Raw genomic sequence first — 17,847 nt, 5'->3', positions numbered from 1 at the left:
AGGCTCCCGCCGCGTCCGACACTTGGGCGCGCGCCCGGCCGCAACGGCCGGGCGCGCGCGTCGGCTTACTGGCGCGACTCGCAGGTCGCCTGGTTCTGGTCGACGCGGATCTGCCGCTCCTGCGCGGTCAGTTGTTCCTGCAGGAAGTCGATCACGTTGTCGCGGTACGCCGCGGCGGTGAAGCAGGCGTCCGAGTTGGCGTGGAAGCGCACGCGCCCGTAGCCGTAGCTGCCGTCGTGGCCGACCGCGCCGAGGTCGTTGCCGCCGGTGCGGCCGACCTGCTGCAGGCTGTCGCGGGTGGCGTTGGCCAGCGCCAGGCGCTTGGCCGCGGTGTCCTGCACGTCCGGCGGATCTTGCCCGTCCTGCGCGTCGCCCTGCGCCAATTCGATCTGCCGTTGCAGCACCAGCGCGGCCAGGCCGGCCACGTGCGGCGTCGCCGAGGACGTGCCGTTGAACTCCCCCGGCCCGTAGGACACGGTATCGACGTTGGCGAAGCTGGCGGCGTTGGGCTTGGGGTTGTTGTCCGCGCCGTTGCCCGGCAGCGCGCCGCCGGCGGCCAGCGCCGGGCCGCGCGAGCTGTAGTTCTCCAGCGCCGAATCGCCGACGTTGAGCGCGGCGATGGTCAGTACGTCGGCGGTATCGGCCGGGAAACTCAGGCTGCGCTCGGGCACCGAGCGGCCGATGCCCCAGTTGGCGAACAGCTGCAGGTTGTTGTTGGCGCCGGCGGTGTTGCGGCTGACCCGCACCGCGTAGACCGCGCCGCGGTTGCCGCACTCGCGCGTGGCCTGGTTGGCCGGCGGGGTGTAGTTGAAGCGCTCCACCGGCTCCTGGCCGGCGCCGCCGTTCTGGCGCGCGTCGACCGAGCCGACCAGCACCCACGACGCCACGCCTTGCCCGTTCGGGTTGCCGCGGCGGTACAGGTGCAGGCCGTAGTCCTGGTCGGTGAGGTTGGCGGCGTTGGCGCCGCCGGCCCAGTCGTTCCAGAACAGCGAGGCCGACAGGCTGTAGTTGCCGGCCACCGGGAAGCACTGGCCGTTGTTGAGCAGGTTGTAGGTCTCTCCCGCCGCGTTCCAGCGCTGGAAGCCGTTGGCGTCGACGTTGCTGGCGCCGCCCCAGTGCTTGAGCGCTTCGTTGCCGGCGGCGTTGAGCACCACCACGCCGTTGGCGCGGGCGGCGCGGATCGCGTCGTAGAGGCCCTTGAGGAAGCCCAGGCGGCCGCTGCCGTCGCCGATGCTGCCGTTCTCGAAACCGAGCGAGGCGGTGATGACCTGCGCGCGCGGGCGGCCCTGGGCGACGTTGTTCGCGTCGAGGTTGGCGGCGTGGCGCACGGCCGCGGCCCAGTCGTTGTTGTCGCTGGTGTCGTAGGCGATGAAGCTGGCCTGCGGGGCGAGGTCGTAGGCGATCTCGAGCACGGCGTTGCCGTGGCTGGAATCGTCGGCGCCGAACCCGCCGGCGGCGTCGCGGCGCAGGGTCAGGCGATCGGCGTCGGGCCATTCGCCCGCGGCCTGCAGCGCGGCGACTTCGCCGTCGGTGTCGTCGAAGCCGTCGATGACCGCGACGGTGATGCCCTCGCCGTTCAGGCCCAGATCGTGCAGGCGCTGCACCTCGCTGGCGGCGGCGCCCTGGGTGGCGACCGGAGCGGGAGCCGCCTGGGCGAAGTTCGGCAGGGTCTTGAGATCCACGCGCGCGACCAGCGCCTGTGCGGCGACCCACTCCATGCGGTCCAGCGGCACGCTCGCGTCGAGCACGGCGGAGCCGGCGATCTGCTGCGCGCGGATGCCGGCGCGCTGCAGGCTGCCGGCCAGTTCGCCGCCCAGGCGCGCGAGCACGCCGGGACGTTCGATCTGTTCGGGCGTGGCGGCGAGGTCGATGTGGACCGATACGCGGTTGTCCTCGCGCAGCTTGGCCGGCACGCCGGCCTGGACCAGCGCGGCGATCTGCACGGCCACGCTCGGCGCGGCGGCGCCGGCGCTGCCGCCCGCGCGGACGGCGCCGGCGCCGGCGGCGACGGCCGACGCGCCCGGCGCGGCGGCGGCGGCTTCGGCCGCCTGCAGGGCCTGCAGCAACTGCCCGCCGAGCTTGGCCTGGGCGTCGTTGCGCGGCTGGGCGAAGGCGTTCAGCGCGACCGGCAGCATGCGCCCGGCCGGCGCCGGCGCGGCGCCCGTCGCGCCCGGATGCGCGGCCTGCGCGCCCGCCGCGGCGACGGACGCAGGCGACGACGAGGACGAGGACAGGCCCGACCACAGCGCGCCGAGACCGACCGCGATGCCGATGGCGAGCGCGGCGTGACGGCGTTTTCCAGAGGGGATCTTCATGCAGGAACGGCTCCGAATGGGGAAGGTCGAAAAACGCCGGGCGCGACCCGCAGGGGGTTGGCGCGGGCCGCGCCCGACATCATGAAAGGACACAAAAAATGCGCCTTTCACTCGATCTAACGCCGATGGCGAAGCCCCTCCCTACACCGATCGGAAAAAACTTCAGAACGCTTTCTTATGTAGAAAACACCCTACGTCGCCGCCGGCGACCGCGGCTGCCGGAATGCGATGGAGCGCCCAATTCGCGTCGCTGCCGCGGCCGCGCCTGCGACGCCGGACCATCGGCGGCGACCGCCGGCTCAGGCCCGTCCCAACCGCCGCAGCGCGATGCCCAAGGCGAGGCGGTAGCTCGCGGCCAGATCTCCGTTGATGACGATGGTGGCGATCGGCGCGGCGCGCGCGCGCAAGCGTTCGTCGAGCGTGGTGGCGCTGTCGGCGTGCACTTCGATGTAGTCGCTGGGCAGTTCGTCCAGCGCCTGCCGCAGCGGCTCGGGGCTGGCCAGCGCCTGCGGCGCCAGTTCGCCCGGGTCGAGCAGGACGAACTCGCAGCCGCGCCGGCGCGCCGCGCGCAGGCTGCCGATCAGTTCGCGCAGGTCCGCGCAGGGCCGCAGTTCGAGGTGGCGGCCGACCGCCTGCGCGAGCCGGCGCAGTTCGGTCAGCAGTTGCGATTGCAGCGGCAGCGCAGCCGAATGGCGGCCTTGCAGGATCAGGATGCTCATGCGTTGGTGACGATGGGGAGATGCGCGCAGCGTGCGCGCCGGCCGCATAAAGCCGCCATGCCGGCCGGCGACGGCGCGCGTAAATTCTTCGCAATCGCCGCATCGCAACGCAGCGATCGCGCGCTATCGATCGCGCCGGCATCCGCTGGCGTCATCGCCGCGCCGCGGCGCCGGCTTGGCCGCTTCGGCGGCTGCGGCCTGGCGCAGCATCAGCGACGGTTGCGGCGGCGACCGGTACGCGCTGCAATCGATGGCCTGCACCGGCGAGCCGCGGTTGCGCCAGATCTCGCGGTCCAGCGGCGCCAGGCTGCCCTCGAACACGATGTCCGCGTCCTCGTCGCGACCGCCGGGCAATCCGTCGCGCCCCAGCGAGAACAGGGCGAAGCGGCCCTGGCGGTCGTCGGAGGCGTAGTAGAGCGCGCGGCCCCAGCTGTCGGTCAGGTCGTACTCGTTCGCGTAACGGCCGTAAGGCAGGTCGCCGGCGGCCAGCGTCGACAGCGCCCCGGGCAGGAAGCCGACGTCGCAGCGGAAGGCGCGGACCTTTTCGCCGAGTATCGCCACCTGCGCCTGCACCCGCGCATGCGGAGTGCAATGCGGTCCCAGCACCAGGTGCAGCAGCCACACGATCGAGGCCAGAAACCCGACCGCGACGACCGCGCCCACCACGCGTTTGCGCAACCGCACGTTCATCCCTGCCTCCTGCGATCCGTCCGCTTCCCTGCCGGCGGGCGCGCCGCGCGCCGCTAGACCAGCAGATCCTCGTAGAACGCCCCGAACGGCCGCTCGGGGTGGGCGATCTGGATTTCCAGGATCCACAGCCCCGGCGCCGGCGTGCCTTCGAACTCGCCGAGGTCGCCGGCGCGGTACACCGCATGCGGGAAGTCGCTGACCCGGTGGCCCTGGATGTCGAGGTTCAGCCGCCAGCCCAGCGCCTGCGCGCGTTCCTGCGCGTAACCGTACAGCTGCGGCCCGCTGGCGCCGCGCTCGCGCCAGCGCTGCGCGACTTCGTCGAACAACTGCCGCGCGGCGGCGGCGCAGGCGTGCATGTCCGCATCGTCGCCGACCACGAACGTATCGCCCGAATCGCCTTCGTGGCCGTTCCAGACCACGCCCATGTCGATGAAGTAGATATCGTTCGCGCCGAGTTCCGGATCGCCCTCGGAGCGCTCGCGGAAGGTCTTGAGGGTGTTGGCGCCGAAGCGGATCAGTAGCGGGTGCCAGATCCGGCCCATGCCCATCTCGACCAGGGTGCGCTGGCCCATCTCGCGCGCCTGCGATTCGCGCATCCCCGGCGCGATCCGCGCGCGGATGCGCTCCACCGCCTGCCAGGTCAGCTCGCGCGCGCGTTGCATCGCGTCCGCGTCGAAGGCCGCGCCGACGCGCTGCTTGGGATCGACGCCGTCGCAACCGTTGGCGTTCGCGTTCGTATCGCTCATGGCATCGCTCATGGCCGGGTTCAAACCTGCAACGTCAGGCCCGGCCGCGCCAGCACCGCGCGGGTGCCGAAGCGTTGGCCGATCTCGCCCGCCAGCGCTTCGCGCGCCTTGTCCTCGCCGTGCACCAGCGCCAGCGGCGGATGCCCGGCGATCGCGCCGTACCACTCGATCAGGCCGTGCTGGTCGGTGTGCGCCGACAGCCCGCCGATGGTGTGGCGCTGCGCGCGCGCGCGGATGTCGCGGCCGTGGATGCGCACCCACTGCGCGCCTTCGACCAGGCGCCGGCCGACCGTGCCCTCGGCCTGGTAACCGACGAACACCACATGGGTCTGCGGCTTGTCGAGGTTCTGGCGGAAGTGGTGCAGGATGCGGCCGGCGTTGGCCATGCCGGAACCGGCGATGACGATCGCGCCGCGTTCGATCGCATTGATCGCCATCGACTCCTGGGCCGATACGGTCAGGTGCAGATTGGGCAGGTCGAACGGGTTGGGCTTTTCCTTCCACACCTTCGCCGCGTCCTCGTCGAACAGTTCGGCGTGGCGGTCGTAGACGGCGACCACCTTGGCCGCCATCGGGCTGTCGAGGAAGATCTTCCAGCGCGAGAGCTTCCACTCGTCCCAGTACTTGGCGAACCAGTACAGCAGTTCCTGGCTGCGGCCGACCGCGAACGCCGGGATCAGCACGTTGCCGCCGTCGTTCCAGGCCGCGTCGAGAATGCGGCCGAGTTCGAGGATGGTTTCGGCGCGGTCCTTGTGCAGGCGGTCGCCGTACGTGGATTCCATCAGCACCAGGTCGGCGGCGGCGATGGGTTCGGGATCGCGCAGGATCGGCGTGCCCTTCGGGCCGAGGTCGCCGGAGAACACCAGGGTGCGGCCGTCGGCGCGCAGTTCCACCACCGACGAGCCGAGGATGTGGCCGGCCTCGCGCAAGGTCAGCCGCACGCCGGGCAGGATCTCGCTGTCGCTGTCGCTGCCGTAGCGCAGCGGGCGCACCCGGCGCATCGTTTCCTCCACGTCCTCGCGGGTGTACAGCGGTTGCAGTTCCGGCTCGCCGGCGCGACGCCGGCGGTTGCCGCGCTCGGCTTCGCTTTCGGCGATGGACGCCGAATCCAGCAGCATGATCCGCATCAGCTCGGCGGTGGCCTGCTGGGCGTGGATCTCGCCGCGGAACCCGCGCTTGAGCAGCAGCGGCACCCGGCCGATGTGGTCGATGTGGGCGTGGCTGATCACCAGCGCGTCGAGCGCGGCGGCGTCGAAACCGAACGGATCGAGGTTGCGGCGCTCGGCTTCGGGGCTGCCCTGGATCATGCCGCAGTCGAGCAGCAGGCGATGGCCGGCGGCTTCGACTTCGTGCAGCGAACCGGTGACCTCGCCGGCCGCGCCGTGGAAATGCACTCGCATCGGATCGGACTCCTCGGCCGCGGCGGGGGCCGCGGCGTGCGCCGAAATTAGCATGCGGCCGGCGAGGAAGGTTTCGCGGCGGCGGGCGGTCGTGGGAGGGACTTCAGTCCCGATGCTCTTGGTTCGGATCGCCGCGAACGGATCGCAAGACATCGGAACCGAAGCGACCCCCACCTCGCCGCAAAGCCCGCATCGGGCAAAGCCGCCCGCCACCCCACGTGACTGAAGACACCCTCCCCCGGCGGCCGCCGGGTCCATCATCGCGGGGTTGCGCGCCCGCGCCGCGACCGTTCCATGCCTTCAGGGAGTTTCCGCGATGACCCTCCGCCCCCGCCGCCTGTTGCTGCCGCTGGCCCTCGCCGCCGCGGCGACCGCCTGCGCCAAGCCCGAACCGTCCGCGCCGGCGGCCGCGCCGCAAGCCCAGGCCCCGGCGCCCGCCGCCGCGCTCGCGCTCGACGAATCCAAGCTGCCGCAGCCGGTGCGCTTCGCCGCGACCGACCTGGACCCGTCCCACAACGCCTGCGACAGCCTCACCGGCTACGTCAACGCCAAGTGGTTCGCGGCCAACCCGATCCCCGGCGACCGCTCCTCGTGGGGCGTGTCCGACGTGCTGGCCGAACGCTCGCTGGCGATCCAGCGCCAGCTCGCCGAACAGGCCGCCGGCGACGCCAAGGCCGCCGGCGTGGAGAAACTGATCGGCGACCTGTGGGCCACCGGCATGGACGAGGCCAAGATCAACGCCCAGGGCCTGGCGCCGCTGAAGGACGAACTGGCGGCGATCGACGCGGTGGATTCGCCCGAGCGCCTGTCGGCCTACCTGCGCGACAGCGCCGCGCTCGGCCGCAACGTGCTGTTCGACTTCTCGCCGGAGGCCGACTTCAAGAATTCCGCGGTGAACATGGCCTACGCCGTGCAAGGCGGGCTCGGCCTGCCCGACCGCGGCTATTACTTCGACGCCGACAAGCGCGACAAGCTCGCCGCCTACGGCAAGCACATCGCCAAGGTGCTGGAGCTGGCCGGCGCCAGCGCCGCCGACGCGCAAGCGCAGGCCAAGGCCGTGCTCGAATTCGAGACCCGGCTGGCGCGGGTGTCGCTGTCGAGCGAGCAGTTCTCGCGCGACGTCGCCCTGTACTACAACCCGATCAGCCCGGCCAAGGCCGACGAGCTGACTCCGAATTTCTCCTGGACCCAATTCTTCGAATCGCAAGGCGTGGCCGCGCCGAAGACGTTCTCGCTGGCGGTGCCCGGCTTCCACCAGGAAGTCAGCAAGATGATCGCCGACGTACCGCCGGCGACCTGGCGCGCGTTCCTGCGCTACCACGCCGTCGACAACGCCTCGCCCTACCTCGGCGACGCTTTCGTCGCCGAGAACTTCGAATTCCACGCCAAGACCATGCTCGGCCAGAAGGAGCCCAAGGCGCGCTGGAAGCGCGTGCTCGGCGGCATCGACGACCAGGCCGGCGAGGCGATGGGCCAGCTCTACGTCAAGGTCGCGTTCCCGCCGGACGCCAAGGCCCAGACCGAGGCGCTGGTGCAGCAGCTGCGCACCGCGTTGAAGGCGCGCATCGAGAATCTGTCGTGGATGAGCGCCGACACCAAGAAGAAGGCGCTGGAGAAGTGGGCCAGCTTCACCCCGAAGATCGGCTACCCGGACAAATGGCGCGACTGGAGCGGCCTGGCGACCGGCCGCGACAGCTACTACGCCAACGTCATGGCCGCCAACGAATTCAACTACAAGTGGCGCCTGGGCAAGATCGGCCAGCCGGTCGACAAGACCGAATGGAACATGAGCCCGCAGACGGTCAACGCCTACTACAACCCGCTGCAGAACGAGATCGTGTTCCCGGCCGCGATCCTGCAGCCGCCGTTCTTCGATCCCAAGGCCGACGACGCGGCCAACTACGGCGGCATCGGCGCGGTGATCGGCCATGAGATGACCCACGGTTACGACGACCAGGGCGCGCGCTTCGACGCCCGCGGCAACCTCGCCGACTGGTGGACGCCGGCCGACGCCAAGGGCTTCGCCGCGCGCAGCCAGAAGCTGATCGAGCAGTTCGACGGTTACGAGGCGGCGCCGGGGCTGAAGGTCAACGGCAAGCTGACCCTGGGCGAGAACATCGCCGACCTCGGCGGCCTGGCCACCGCCTACGACGCCATGCATCGGGCCGTCGGCGACACGCCCGATCCCAAGACCGACGGCTTCAGCCGCGACCAGCGCTTCTTCATGAGCTATGCGATGAGCTGGCGCGACCGCTACACGCCGGACCTGCTCAAGGTGCTGGTCGCCTCCAACCCGCACGCCCCCAGCGACCTGCGCGCGATCGGCGCGCCGTCGAACCTGCCGGCCTACGCCGCCGCGTTCTCGTGCAAGCCCGGCCAGGCGATGGTGCGCACGGCGGACAAGCAGGTCGTCATTTGGTGACTCGGGACCGGGGACCCGGGACCCGCCAGAAGCCCGGCGATCTGCCGCTCTGCTCGGACCCCGGTCCCTGGTCCCCGGTCCCCGGTCCCGCCCTCCCTGAACATTACGAAGCCGTCACACATGACCTTCGACACCCTGCGGGCACGCCCCGCCGGACTATCGTCGGCCCGGTGCCGGGGGCTCGCGCCTGCCGCGACGCCCTGGAATCGGCCACAATTCCCGCCTCGTTTCACGCCTACGCCTTACGGCCGGAGCCCGCTGTGACCCTCAAGAAACCGCAAGTCCTGTTGTTGTCCGTCGCCATCGCCACCGCCGTGGCGGCCTGCGGCGGCAAAACCGAAGCCCCGGCCGCGAACGCGCCGGCCGCCGACCAGGCCGCCGCCAAGCCGGCCGAACCCGCCGCGCTGACGCTCGACGAGAGCAAGCTGCAGAAGGTCAACCGCTTCGAGATCGCCGACCTGGACAGCAGCAAGGACGCCTGCGTCGACTTCGCCGGCTACGCCAACGGCAAGTGGCTCGCGGCCAACCCGATCCCGGGCGACCGCACCTCCTGGGGCGCGTTCGAAATGCTCGACGAGCGTTCCAACGACGTCCAGCACCAGCTCGCCCAGCAGGCCGCGGCCGACACCAAGGCCACCGGCGTGGAGAAGATCGTCGGCGACCTGTGGGCCACCGGCATGGACGAAGCCAAGATCAACGCCCAGGGCCTGGAACCGCTGAAGGGCGACCTGGCCAAGATCGACGCGATCGACAGCCCCGAGAAGATCGCCGCCTACCTGCGCGAGACCGCCGCGACCGGCGACAACCCGCTGTTCGGCTTCGGCGCCGAGGCCGACTTCAAGGATTCGGCCAACAACATCGCCTACGCCTCGCAGGGCGGCCTGAGCCTGCCCGACGCGCCGTACTACACCGACGCCAAGTTCAAGGACAAGCTGGCCGCGTACGAACAGCACGTGGCGAAGGTGCTGGAACTCGGCGGCGCCAAGCCCGAGGACGCCGCCAAGCAGGCCAAGGACGTGATCGCGTTCGAGACCCGCCTGGCCAAGGCCTCCAAGACCCGCGAGCAGCTCTCGCGCGACGTCTCGCTGTACTACAACCCGCTGAGCCCGGCCAAGGCCGACGAGCTGACCCCGAACTTCTCCTGGACCAAGTTCTTCGAGTCGCAGGGCGTGGCCGCGCCGAAGATGTTCTCGCTGGCGGTGCCGGGCTTCCACCAGGAAGTCAGCAAGATGATCGCCGACACCCCGGCCGCCGCCTGGCAGGCCTACCTGCGCTTCCACGCGATCGACGGCGCCTCGCCGTTCCTGTCCGACGCGTTCGTGCAGGAGAACTTCAACTTCTATTCCAAGACCCTGCGCGGCCAGAAGGAAATGAAGGACCGCTGGAAGCGCGTGCTCGACACCGTCGAGGGCCAGGCCGGCGAAGCGATGGGCCAGTTGTACGTGAAGGTCGCGTTCCCGGCCGAATCCAAGCAGCGCATGCAGGCGCTGGTGGAGAACCTGCGCCAGGCGCTGAAGGTGCGCATCGAGAACCTGTCGTGGATGAGCGCCGACACCAAGAAGAAGGCGCTGGAGAAGTGGGCCGGCTTCACCCCCAAGATCGGCTACCCGGACAAGTGGCGCGACTGGAGCGGCCTGGCGACCAGCCGCGACAGCTACTACGCCAACGTCAAGGCGGCCAACGAGTTCAACTACAAGTGGAACCTGAGCAAGGTCGGCAAGCCGGTCGACAAGACCGAGTGGGGCATGAGCCCGCAGACGGTCAACGCCTACTACAACCCGCTGCAGAACGAGATCGTGTTCCCGGCCGCGATCCTGCAGCCGCCGTTCTTCGATCCCAAGGCCGACGACGCGGCCAACTACGGCGGCATCGGCGCGGTGATCGGCCATGAGATGACCCACGGCTACGACGACCAGGGTTCGCGCTTCGGCCCGACCGGCAACATGGAAGTGTGGTGGGCGCCGTCCGACGCCAAGGCGTTCTCGGGCCTGACCGGCAAGCTGATCAAGCAGTTCGACGGCTACACCGCGATCGGCGGCCAGAAGGTCAACGGCACCCACACCCTGGGCGAGAACATCGCCGACCTCGGCGGCCTGGCCACCGCGTACGACGCGATGAAGAAGGCCGCGGGCGAGACCCCGGACCCGAAGACCGACGGCCTGACCCGCGACCAGCGCTTCTTCCTCAACTGGGCCACGGTGTGGCGCCGCAACTTCACCCCGGACGAGGAGAAGATGCGCCTGCAGACCGACGAGCACGCGCTCGCCAACTTCCGCGCGATCGGCGCGCCGTCGAACCTGCCGTCGTTCGCGGCCGCGTTCTCGTGCAAGCCGGGCCAGCCGATGGTGCGCGAGGGCGACAAGCAGGTGATCATCTGGTGATCGTGGCGGCGCGGTAATTGCGCCGAAGCCGATGCATCGACGAAGGCCCGGGGATTCCCCGGGCCTTTGTTTTTGCTTAGCCCCTCTCCCGCTTGCGGGAGATGGGTTGGGATGAGGGCCGCCCGCCGCTGCCCTCATCCGGCCCTTCGGGCCGCCTTCTCCCGCCAACGGGAGGAGGAACAGCGTCACGACACCGAACTCCCAACCCCGTTCACCGCCATCCCACGCCGGATTGTTAAACTCCCGCATCCTCCGGATGGACTACGCGATGCTGACCCTACGCCCGCTTGCCTGCGCCCTCGCCCTGAGCCTCATCGCCGGCCTGGCCTCGCCCGCCGCCGACGCCGCCAAGAAGAAGGCCGCGCCCAAGTCCAAGGCCCCGGCCGTCGCCAACGCCTGCACCGACTTCTACGGCAACGCCAACGCCGATTGGCTGCGCGCCAACCCGCTGTCCGGCGCCGCCTCGGTCTCGGCGCTGGAAACCCTGGCCAACAACGCCCGCCGCCAGCAGCTGGAACTGCTCAACACCGCGATGACCTCGCCGCAGGGCAACGTGCAGAAGCTGCTCGGCGACTTCTGGGCCAGCGGCCTGGACGAGGCCGCGGTCGAGCGCGACGGCTCGCAGCCGATCGCCCCGCTGCTGGGCCGCATCAACGCGATCAAGAAGTCCAAGGACATCCCCGCCTCGATCGCCGCCCTGCACCAGGTCGGCATCCCGGTGCTGTTCAACTTCGGCGCCGACATCGACCTGCAGGACCTGGAACGCCACATCGGCTACTTCAGCCAGGGCGGCCTGGGCCTGCCGGACCCGGCCTACTACACCCGCACCGACAACGACACCCGCCAGCTGCTGGCGCAGTACAACGTCTACGTGCAGAAGATCCTGACCCTGACCGGCACGCCGAAGGAAAAGCTCGCCGCCGAGTCGCAGTTGGTGATCGACCTGGAAACCCGCCTGGCCCGCGCCTCCAAGCCGCTGGCGGACCTGCGCGATCCGCGCGCGAACTACGCGCCGGTCGCCACCAACACCCTGGGCAAGACCTACAAGCGCCTGCAGCTGGGCGACTTCCTCAAGGCCCAGGGCGTCAGCGACGACAGCGTGTCGATGGCCAATCCGGCGCTGTTCGCCGAGATGGACAAGCTGATCGACCAGCTCAAGCCCGAGCAGTGGAAGGTCTACCTGCGCTGGCGCGTCGGCGACTCGATGGCGCCGTACCTGGCCAAGTCGTTCCGCGACGCCGAATTCGACTTCCGCGGCAAGATCCTGCGCGGCCAGCGCGAGCAGCCCGCGCGCCAACAGGCGGTGCTCGACGCGATCACCCTCGCCGCCGGCCCGATGGTCGGCCACGAGTACGCCGCGCGCTACCTGCCGGCCGCGACCGACCAGCGCGCCGAGCAGATCGCCCAGCAGGTGCGCGAGGCGCTGGCCAAGGCCATCGACGCCGACACCCGCTTCAGCGACGGCGTCAAGAACGAAGCGCGCGCCAAGCTCGGCAAGCTCAAGATCGAAGTCGGCACGCCCAAGCGCGACCTCGACTACACCGTGCAGCCGATGGGCCGCGGCAGCTTCGGCAGCAACATGCTGATCGCCTCGACCTGGCGCCACCGCGAGGAAATGAAGCGGATCGGCCGCGGCAACGCCGACCGCCGCTGGGACGTGCTGCCGCAGGAGCCGTCGCTGGCCTACGACATCGCCCAGAACCGCCTGATCGTGACCGCGGCGATGCTGCAGGCGCCGGTGCTCGACATGAGCCGTCCGGAGTCCGCGCAGTACGGTTCCTTCGGCGCCCTGGTCGGCGCCGAGCTGACCCACGGTTTCGACAGCCGCGGCCGCTACGTCAACGCCAAGCAGGAAGTGCGCGACTGGTGGACCCCGGCCGAAGTCTCGGCCTGGGACGCGCTCGCCGCGCGCGTGGCCGCGCAGTACAGCGCCGAATCCTGGCCGGGCCTGGGCTCGGTCAAGGTCAACGGCAACCAGGTGCGCGACGTCGCCATCGCCGACCAGGCCGGCGTCGAGCTGGCCTGGAGCGCGTACCGCGCCGCCCAGCCGGCCGCGAACAAGGACGCCAACCAGACCTTCTTCAAGGCCTGGGCCGGCGTGTGGGCGCAGCAGCTGAGCCCGGAAGCCGCGGCGCAGCGCGCGGCCTCGGGCATCCACGCCCCGGGCCAGTGGCGCACCAACATCCCGCTGTCGAACCTGCCCGCGTTCGGCGAGGCCTACGGCTGCAAGGCCGGCACCGCGATGACCCGCAAGGCCGACCAGCAGATCAAGGTCTTTCCCTGATCGCCGGCGCGGTTGGCGGATAACGAAAAAGCCCGGCGCCTGCCGGGCTTTTTCTTTGCGGCCGCCTGAAGCCACCTGCAGGAGCGGCGCGAGCCGCGACCGCGCCAACGCAGCCTAGACGCGGTGTTCGACGCACTGTGTTGCCGCGGTCGCGGCTCGCGCCGCTGCTACCGGGGAACACCCGACTGCGGCGACCTCAACGCAACTGCACGCTGCGCACCTGCGAGCTCTCCGCCCCGATCGACATCGCCCGCCCTTCGTCGTCGAACAGCACCAGCCGGTCGGCCTGCTCGCGCGCGCGCAGCCGCGCCTGCGGCCAGTCGATCCGCGCCACGCAGCGCGCGGCCTCGTCGTTGCCGCGGCGGATCAGGTAGGCGCGCATCCGGTAGACGCCGTGCAGCACCACCAGGAAGCCGCGCGCCAGCGGGATCAGCGAGCTCTCGCATTCGCCGCCGACCGGTTCCGGCGGTTCCAGGTCGATCGCGCAGTTGCGGCCGCCGAAGCGGAACGAGAAGCGCATGCCGCCGTCTTCGTTGGCGGCGATGACGACGTCGTCGACGGTGTTGTGCGGGTCGAGCAGCATCCAGCCGTGCGCCGGCACCTCGACCGGTTCGCGCGAGACCAACCCGCGGCTGGGATGGGTGCGGTAATGCCAGACCGTGGTGACGCCGCGGCCGGCGACCAGGAACAGTTCGTCGTGGCGCAGGAACCGCGCCTGGACGATGTCGCCGCCGAGGTCGCCGACGCTCCACAGCACCTGCAGCGGCCGTCCGCCCTCGCCCACCGGGCCGGCGTCGAAGGCGACGATGCGCTGGCCGGACACCGCCGCCCAGGCGACGCCGTCGAAGCGGTCGGCGAAGAACTGCAGCGGCAACGCGCCGAGATCTTCGATGCGGTGTCCGGTCAGATCGAGCCGGGCGATGCGCCAGACCGATTCGCGCCGCGCCAGCGCCAGCGCGACCTCGCCGCTGTCGCCGATCACCAGCCGGTGCGCGGGCGCCGCGTAGCGCTTGAGGCAGCGGCCGGCGGCGTCGAACATCGCCGCGCCGGCTTCGCCGAACGCGGCCAGCCAGCGGCCGTCGCCGAGCGCGGCCAGATCCAGCGGCGCCTGCAGGCCGGGATCGGCCTGCAGGCTCGCCTCGAGCGCGGCGCGGCGTTCCCACAGCGGCAGCGCCGGCGGCGTCGGCGGCACGCCCCACGCGGGCAGGTCGGCGTCGAGCCAGGGATCCGCGGCGAGCGCGCGGATGCGGTCGAGCTGGGCGCGTTCGAGCGCGTTGGCGCCGCCGGCGCGGTCGGCCGCCAGCGCCGGCAGCGCGCGCGCGGCGATCCGCGCCAGCGCCTGGTTGCGCTGCGCGTGCGCGATCGTCGCCAGGGCCTGGCCGAGCGCTTCGCGCGGCGCCGCCGGCGCGTCCGGGTCGGTCAGTTCGGCGACGCGCCCGGCGTAGTGCTGCAGGGTGTCGGGCAGCAGCGCGGCGCGGCGCACCAGCGCGCGCGCCGACAGTTCGGCGCCGCCGGCCTCGGCGGTCTGCAGCCAGCGCGCGGCCTGTTCGCGCGAATCCGGGTCCGGCCACACCGCTTCCACCGCGTCCAGCCAGCGCCCTTGCGCGGCCAGCGCGCGGCCCCATTCGCGGCGCAGGCTCAGCGCGTGCGCGCGATGTCCGGACGCGCCTTCCAGCAGCGCCAGCGCCGTCGCGAAGGCGTTGTCGCGGCGCGCCACCAGCGTCGCGCGCTCGACGTCGCCGGCCAGCATCAGCAGGCGGATGATCGCGTCGGCCGGCATGTCCCAGCCCAGGGCCAGTTCCGCGGCCTGCGCCGCGCGCCCGTGCTTGACCAGATAGTCCAGCGCTTCCTGGCGCGCGTTGAGCAACTCGGCCAGCACGAACACCGCTTCGTCGATCTTGCCCGCGCCGTCGAGCCGCTCGAACGCGCGGCGGTAGCGCTGGCGCAGCAGTTCGCGGATGTCGTGGCCCGCGCCGATGCTGGCGCCGACGTTGCGCTGCGCGCTCAGGCTGAGGTCGTCGCGGCGGCCCGGCGTGCCGAAGGACTGGCCGAGCGAACCGGCGTCGTCGCCGTCGATCGGCAGCGCGTGGCGCAAGGCTTCCAGGGTATCGCCGTGGTCGAACTGTTCCAGCAGCCGGCGCAGGTAGGCGCCCTGGCGCAGGCCGATCAGCCGCGCCGCGCCGCTGGCCGCGGCCATGCGCGCGAGCGCGGCGCGCCAGCGCTGCGGCAGCACCGTGTTGCGGCGCTGGGCGATGCCGCCGGCGGCACCGGACGGCGTCGCGTCGGCCACGCCGGCGCCGGATCCGAATCCGAATCCGGATCCGAACCCACCCGCGCCGCCACCGCCGCCGAAGCCGACACCCAGCCCCGGAAAGCGGCGCAGCAACCACGCGGCGGCGCCGTCGCGCGCACCGGTCGCGCGTTCCAGCAGGCCCGGCTTGTCGTTGCCTGCATCGTCGCGGTTGCGGCCCAGCGCGCGCAGGAAGCGCTGGCGCTCCTCGCTCGGCGGCGCGATGCGGTCGCCGAGCAGTTCGCGCACCGCCTTGCCGGCGATCTTGTCCGGCTGCAGCTTGGGCAGCGCGCGGTCGCAGACGAAGGTGTCGTGCAGGGCGTAGTCGTCGAGTTCGATCGCCAGCGACGGGTCCAGCGCTTCGCCGTCGGCCAGATCCAGCGCCAGCGACTGCCCGCCCAGCACCAGATGCACGTCGGCCGGCGCCAGACCTTCGCGTTCGGCCGCGGTCAGCGGGCCGGCGTAGAGGCCGTGCGCGCCGATCCGGCACAGCGGCGTGCCGCCGGCGTCGTCGCAGTGCAGCGCGCGTTCGGCCTCGAAGCGCAGCAGGTCGCCGCGCGCGGGGCCGCGGTCGAAGCGCCAGGCGCGGCAGCCCGGCGCCCACCAATGCAGCAGGCGTTCGCCGCGCTGTTGCGCGTTGAGCAAGTCCGCCGGCAGCCACAGCCCGGCCACGGCCTGCTGGCCGCGCCATACCGGATACCGCACCTGCGCGCCGTGCGCGTCACTCATCTGCGCTCCCCCCGGCGTAGATCGTGGTGCTGGCGCCGCGTTCGTGCAACACCACCAGTCGGCCGTCGAGATCGATCAGGGCGATGGTCTCGCCGCCGCCGGCGACGCTGCCGACGCTGAGCCGGGTCGCCGACTGGTACAGGGTGCGGCGCTCTTTCTCGCCGATCGCCAGCACCGCGGTGCGGTCGGGGTTGATCGCGATCAACGCGGCCGCACCCTCGGGCCCGGCGTCGACCCCGATCACCTTCCACTCGCTCGGCAGGATGATCTCGAAATCGGCGGTCTTGTCCTGCTCCAGCCATTGCAACACCCGCCACAGGCCGGCGCGGTCGCCGCCGTGGCCGCCGATGCGCAGTTCCACCGCGGCGGTGCGCAGATAGCGGCGATCGACCCGCTCGGCGTGCAGCCACGCCGACAGCGGCGTGCCCGCGCACTCGGCCTTGGCCAGGATCTGCCCGCCGAAACCGGCGCGCGTGCAGCAGATCTGCAGTTCGCTGTCGCGCACGCGCAGGTAATCGACCCAGGCGCCGTGCATCGGCGCGAACGCCAGCACGTCTTCGGAATACGGGCCGTTGCCGAAACTGGCCGCGCGCGCGGAGTCGGCGTCCTGGCGCCAGCGCCACAGCTTGCCGCCGGCCAGCATCAGCAGTTCCGCCGCCGGCGCGGCGTCGTAGGCCTGGCGTTCGGGCTGCACCCGCGTCAGCGGCAGCCAGCGGCCCTGTCCGGGCGCGCTGTTGAGCGCGTCGGGACGGTCGCCGTGGCTGAAACCGCTCAGCGACCAGAACACCAGCCCGGCCGCGCTCGCCACCGCGCCGCCGAACTGGTGCTTGTGGATCGTCGCCGCCAGCAGCGAACGCGCCGGGCCCCAGCGCACCAGGGTCGGCATGCCGAGCCGGCGCTTGCCGCTGAGGCGCTGCACATAGGCCGCGGCGCCGTCGAGCAGCGGCACCGCCACGTCGTGGCCGTCGGCCGAGAACAGCGGCGGTTGCTTGAGCGAAATCCGCTTGCGCATGCGCACGATCCGCACCTCGCCGTCGTGCTCGACGAGCGGCGCCAGGCTCGAGCCGCGCGCCAGCACGAACTGCCCGCGCAGCAAGCGCGTCGCGCGCGCCGGATCGGGCAAGGCCAGGGTCGCCTCGCGCCGCGCCCGCGCCGCGCTGACCGTCACCGCCAGTTCGCCCGCCTGCGCCGCGCCGATGCCGACGCGGTGGCCGAGCCCGTGGCCCGGACCCGGCGCGCCGATCGACCAGCGTTCGCCGGGGCTCGGCTCCAGCGCGTCCAGGTGCTGCGCCCATTGCTGTTCCAGCGCCGCGCGCGCCGCGCTCGAGCCGGCATGGCCGGCGTCGGCGCGGAACCGCCACGCGCGCGCATCGAGCAGTTGCCGCAAGCGGTCGGCGCTGGCGGCCTCGTGCAGTTCGCCGGGAATGCCGAGCACGCCCCACGCGAACCGCGCCTTGGCCGCCTGCGCGCGCTGCGCCAGCAAAATCCACAAGGCCAGATGCAGCAGCCGCGGCGCGCCCAGCTGCGCCGGGCCGCTGTCGAACACCGCCACGGTCAGCGCATCGGCCTGACGCGCGACCAGCTTCGGGCTCAGGAACAGGTGCTCGCCGCCGGCGGCGCGACGGTCGAATTCCTCCGGCGCGGCGTCGGCCAGCGCCCATTCGCTCAGCAGCAGGCGCTCGTAGCTGCCGCGCCGGCGCAGGTCGTCGATGCCTTCGGGTTCCAGCTGCCCGCTCTGCGCGCGCAGGCGGAACGCGCCCAGCAGCGGATGCAGGCGCAGCAACAGTTCGCCGAGCGCGCCGGCCAGGTCCGGGTCGAACCAGTCCAGCCACGGCCGCCAGGGCGTCAGGGTCGCGGGCAGGCGCATGCGC

The 17,847-nt window shown here is 71.6% G+C and carries 11 protein-coding genes and 1 pseudogene; 4 read left to right on the top strand and 8 right to left on the bottom strand.

From position 1 onward, the window contains the following. Positions 1-65 precede the first annotated feature (65 nt). From JHW41_RS08455 to JHW41_RS26635, 6 genes and pseudogenes are all read right to left on the bottom strand, one after another. Positions 66-2,315, bottom strand: coding sequence for a S8 family serine peptidase (locus JHW41_RS08455; RefSeq protein WP_250449615.1), 2,250 nt, complete (start codon positions 2,313-2,315; stop codon positions 66-68). Positions 2,316-2,614: 299 nt separating this feature from the next. Continuing rightward, positions 2,615-3,034: a type II 3-dehydroquinate dehydratase gene (locus JHW41_RS08450; RefSeq protein WP_250449614.1), complete on the bottom strand. Its 420-nt coding sequence runs from the start codon at positions 3,032-3,034 to the stop codon at positions 2,615-2,617. Between the two features lie 123 nt (positions 3,035-3,157). Further along, positions 3,158-3,724 carry a type II secretion system protein GspG gene (locus tag JHW41_RS08445; RefSeq protein ID WP_250449613.1) on the bottom strand — a complete coding sequence of 189 codons (567 nt, stop codon included), beginning with the start codon at positions 3,722-3,724 and terminating at the stop codon, positions 3,158-3,160. A gap of 53 nt (positions 3,725-3,777) precedes the next feature. Continuing rightward, positions 3,778-4,470, bottom strand: coding sequence for a M24 family metallopeptidase (locus JHW41_RS08440; protein WP_250449612.1), 693 nt, complete (start codon positions 4,468-4,470; stop codon positions 3,778-3,780). A gap of 20 nt (positions 4,471-4,490) precedes the next feature. Further along, positions 4,491-5,870 carry an MBL fold metallo-hydrolase gene (locus JHW41_RS08435; protein ID WP_250449611.1) on the bottom strand — a complete coding sequence of 460 codons (1,380 nt, stop codon included), beginning with the start codon at positions 5,868-5,870 and terminating at the stop codon, positions 4,491-4,493. Positions 5,871-5,957: 87 nt separating this feature from the next. Beyond that, a pseudogene (locus JHW41_RS26635) lies at positions 5,958-6,032 on the bottom strand (DUF6053 domain-containing protein); the annotation flags it as partial. Here JHW41_RS26635 and JHW41_RS26630 point away from each other — a divergent pair. From JHW41_RS26630 to JHW41_RS08420, 4 genes are all read left to right on the top strand, one after another. Beyond that, positions 5,998-6,096: a hypothetical protein gene (locus tag JHW41_RS26630; RefSeq protein ID WP_428995522.1), complete on the top strand. Its 99-nt coding sequence runs from the start codon at positions 5,998-6,000 to the stop codon at positions 6,094-6,096. The pseudogene JHW41_RS26635 and the gene JHW41_RS26630 sit on opposite strands and share 35 nt — an antisense overlap. 90 nt (positions 6,097-6,186) lie before the next feature. Further along, positions 6,187-8,292, top strand: coding sequence for a M13 family metallopeptidase (locus JHW41_RS08430; protein ID WP_428995477.1), 2,106 nt, complete (start codon positions 6,187-6,189; stop codon positions 8,290-8,292). Positions 8,293-8,552: 260 nt separating this feature from the next. Further along, positions 8,553-10,673, top strand: coding sequence for a M13 family metallopeptidase (locus JHW41_RS08425; protein WP_428995476.1), 2,121 nt, complete (start codon positions 8,553-8,555; stop codon positions 10,671-10,673). Between the two features lie 268 nt (positions 10,674-10,941). Further along, complete coding sequence (locus JHW41_RS08420) at positions 10,942-12,957, top strand: M13 family metallopeptidase (protein WP_250449610.1); 2,016 nt, start codon at positions 10,942-10,944, stop codon at positions 12,955-12,957. A 196-nt stretch (positions 12,958-13,153) separates the two neighbouring features. Here JHW41_RS08420 and JHW41_RS08415 read toward each other — a convergent pair whose 3' ends face one another. Together JHW41_RS08415 and JHW41_RS08410 are read right to left on the bottom strand one after the other, a co-directional pair. Then, positions 13,154-15,976 carry a bpX6 domain-containing protein gene (locus JHW41_RS08415; RefSeq protein WP_250449609.1) on the bottom strand — a complete coding sequence of 941 codons (2,823 nt, stop codon included), beginning with the start codon at positions 15,974-15,976 and terminating at the stop codon, positions 13,154-13,156. Continuing rightward, complete coding sequence (locus JHW41_RS08410) at positions 15,969-17,843, bottom strand: hypothetical protein (RefSeq protein WP_250449608.1); 1,875 nt, start codon at positions 17,841-17,843, stop codon at positions 15,969-15,971. Before JHW41_RS08410 ends, JHW41_RS08415 begins: the two co-directional genes overlap by 8 nt. Positions 17,844-17,847: the final 4 nt, after the last annotated feature.

The organism is Lysobacter enzymogenes, from assembly GCF_023617245.1.
GTDB classification, from domain to species: Bacteria; Pseudomonadota; Gammaproteobacteria; order Xanthomonadales; family Xanthomonadaceae; genus Lysobacter; species Lysobacter yananisis.
The sequence above is the reverse complement of the archived record's forward strand: the minus strand, read 5'-3'. Positions and strand labels throughout refer to the sequence as shown.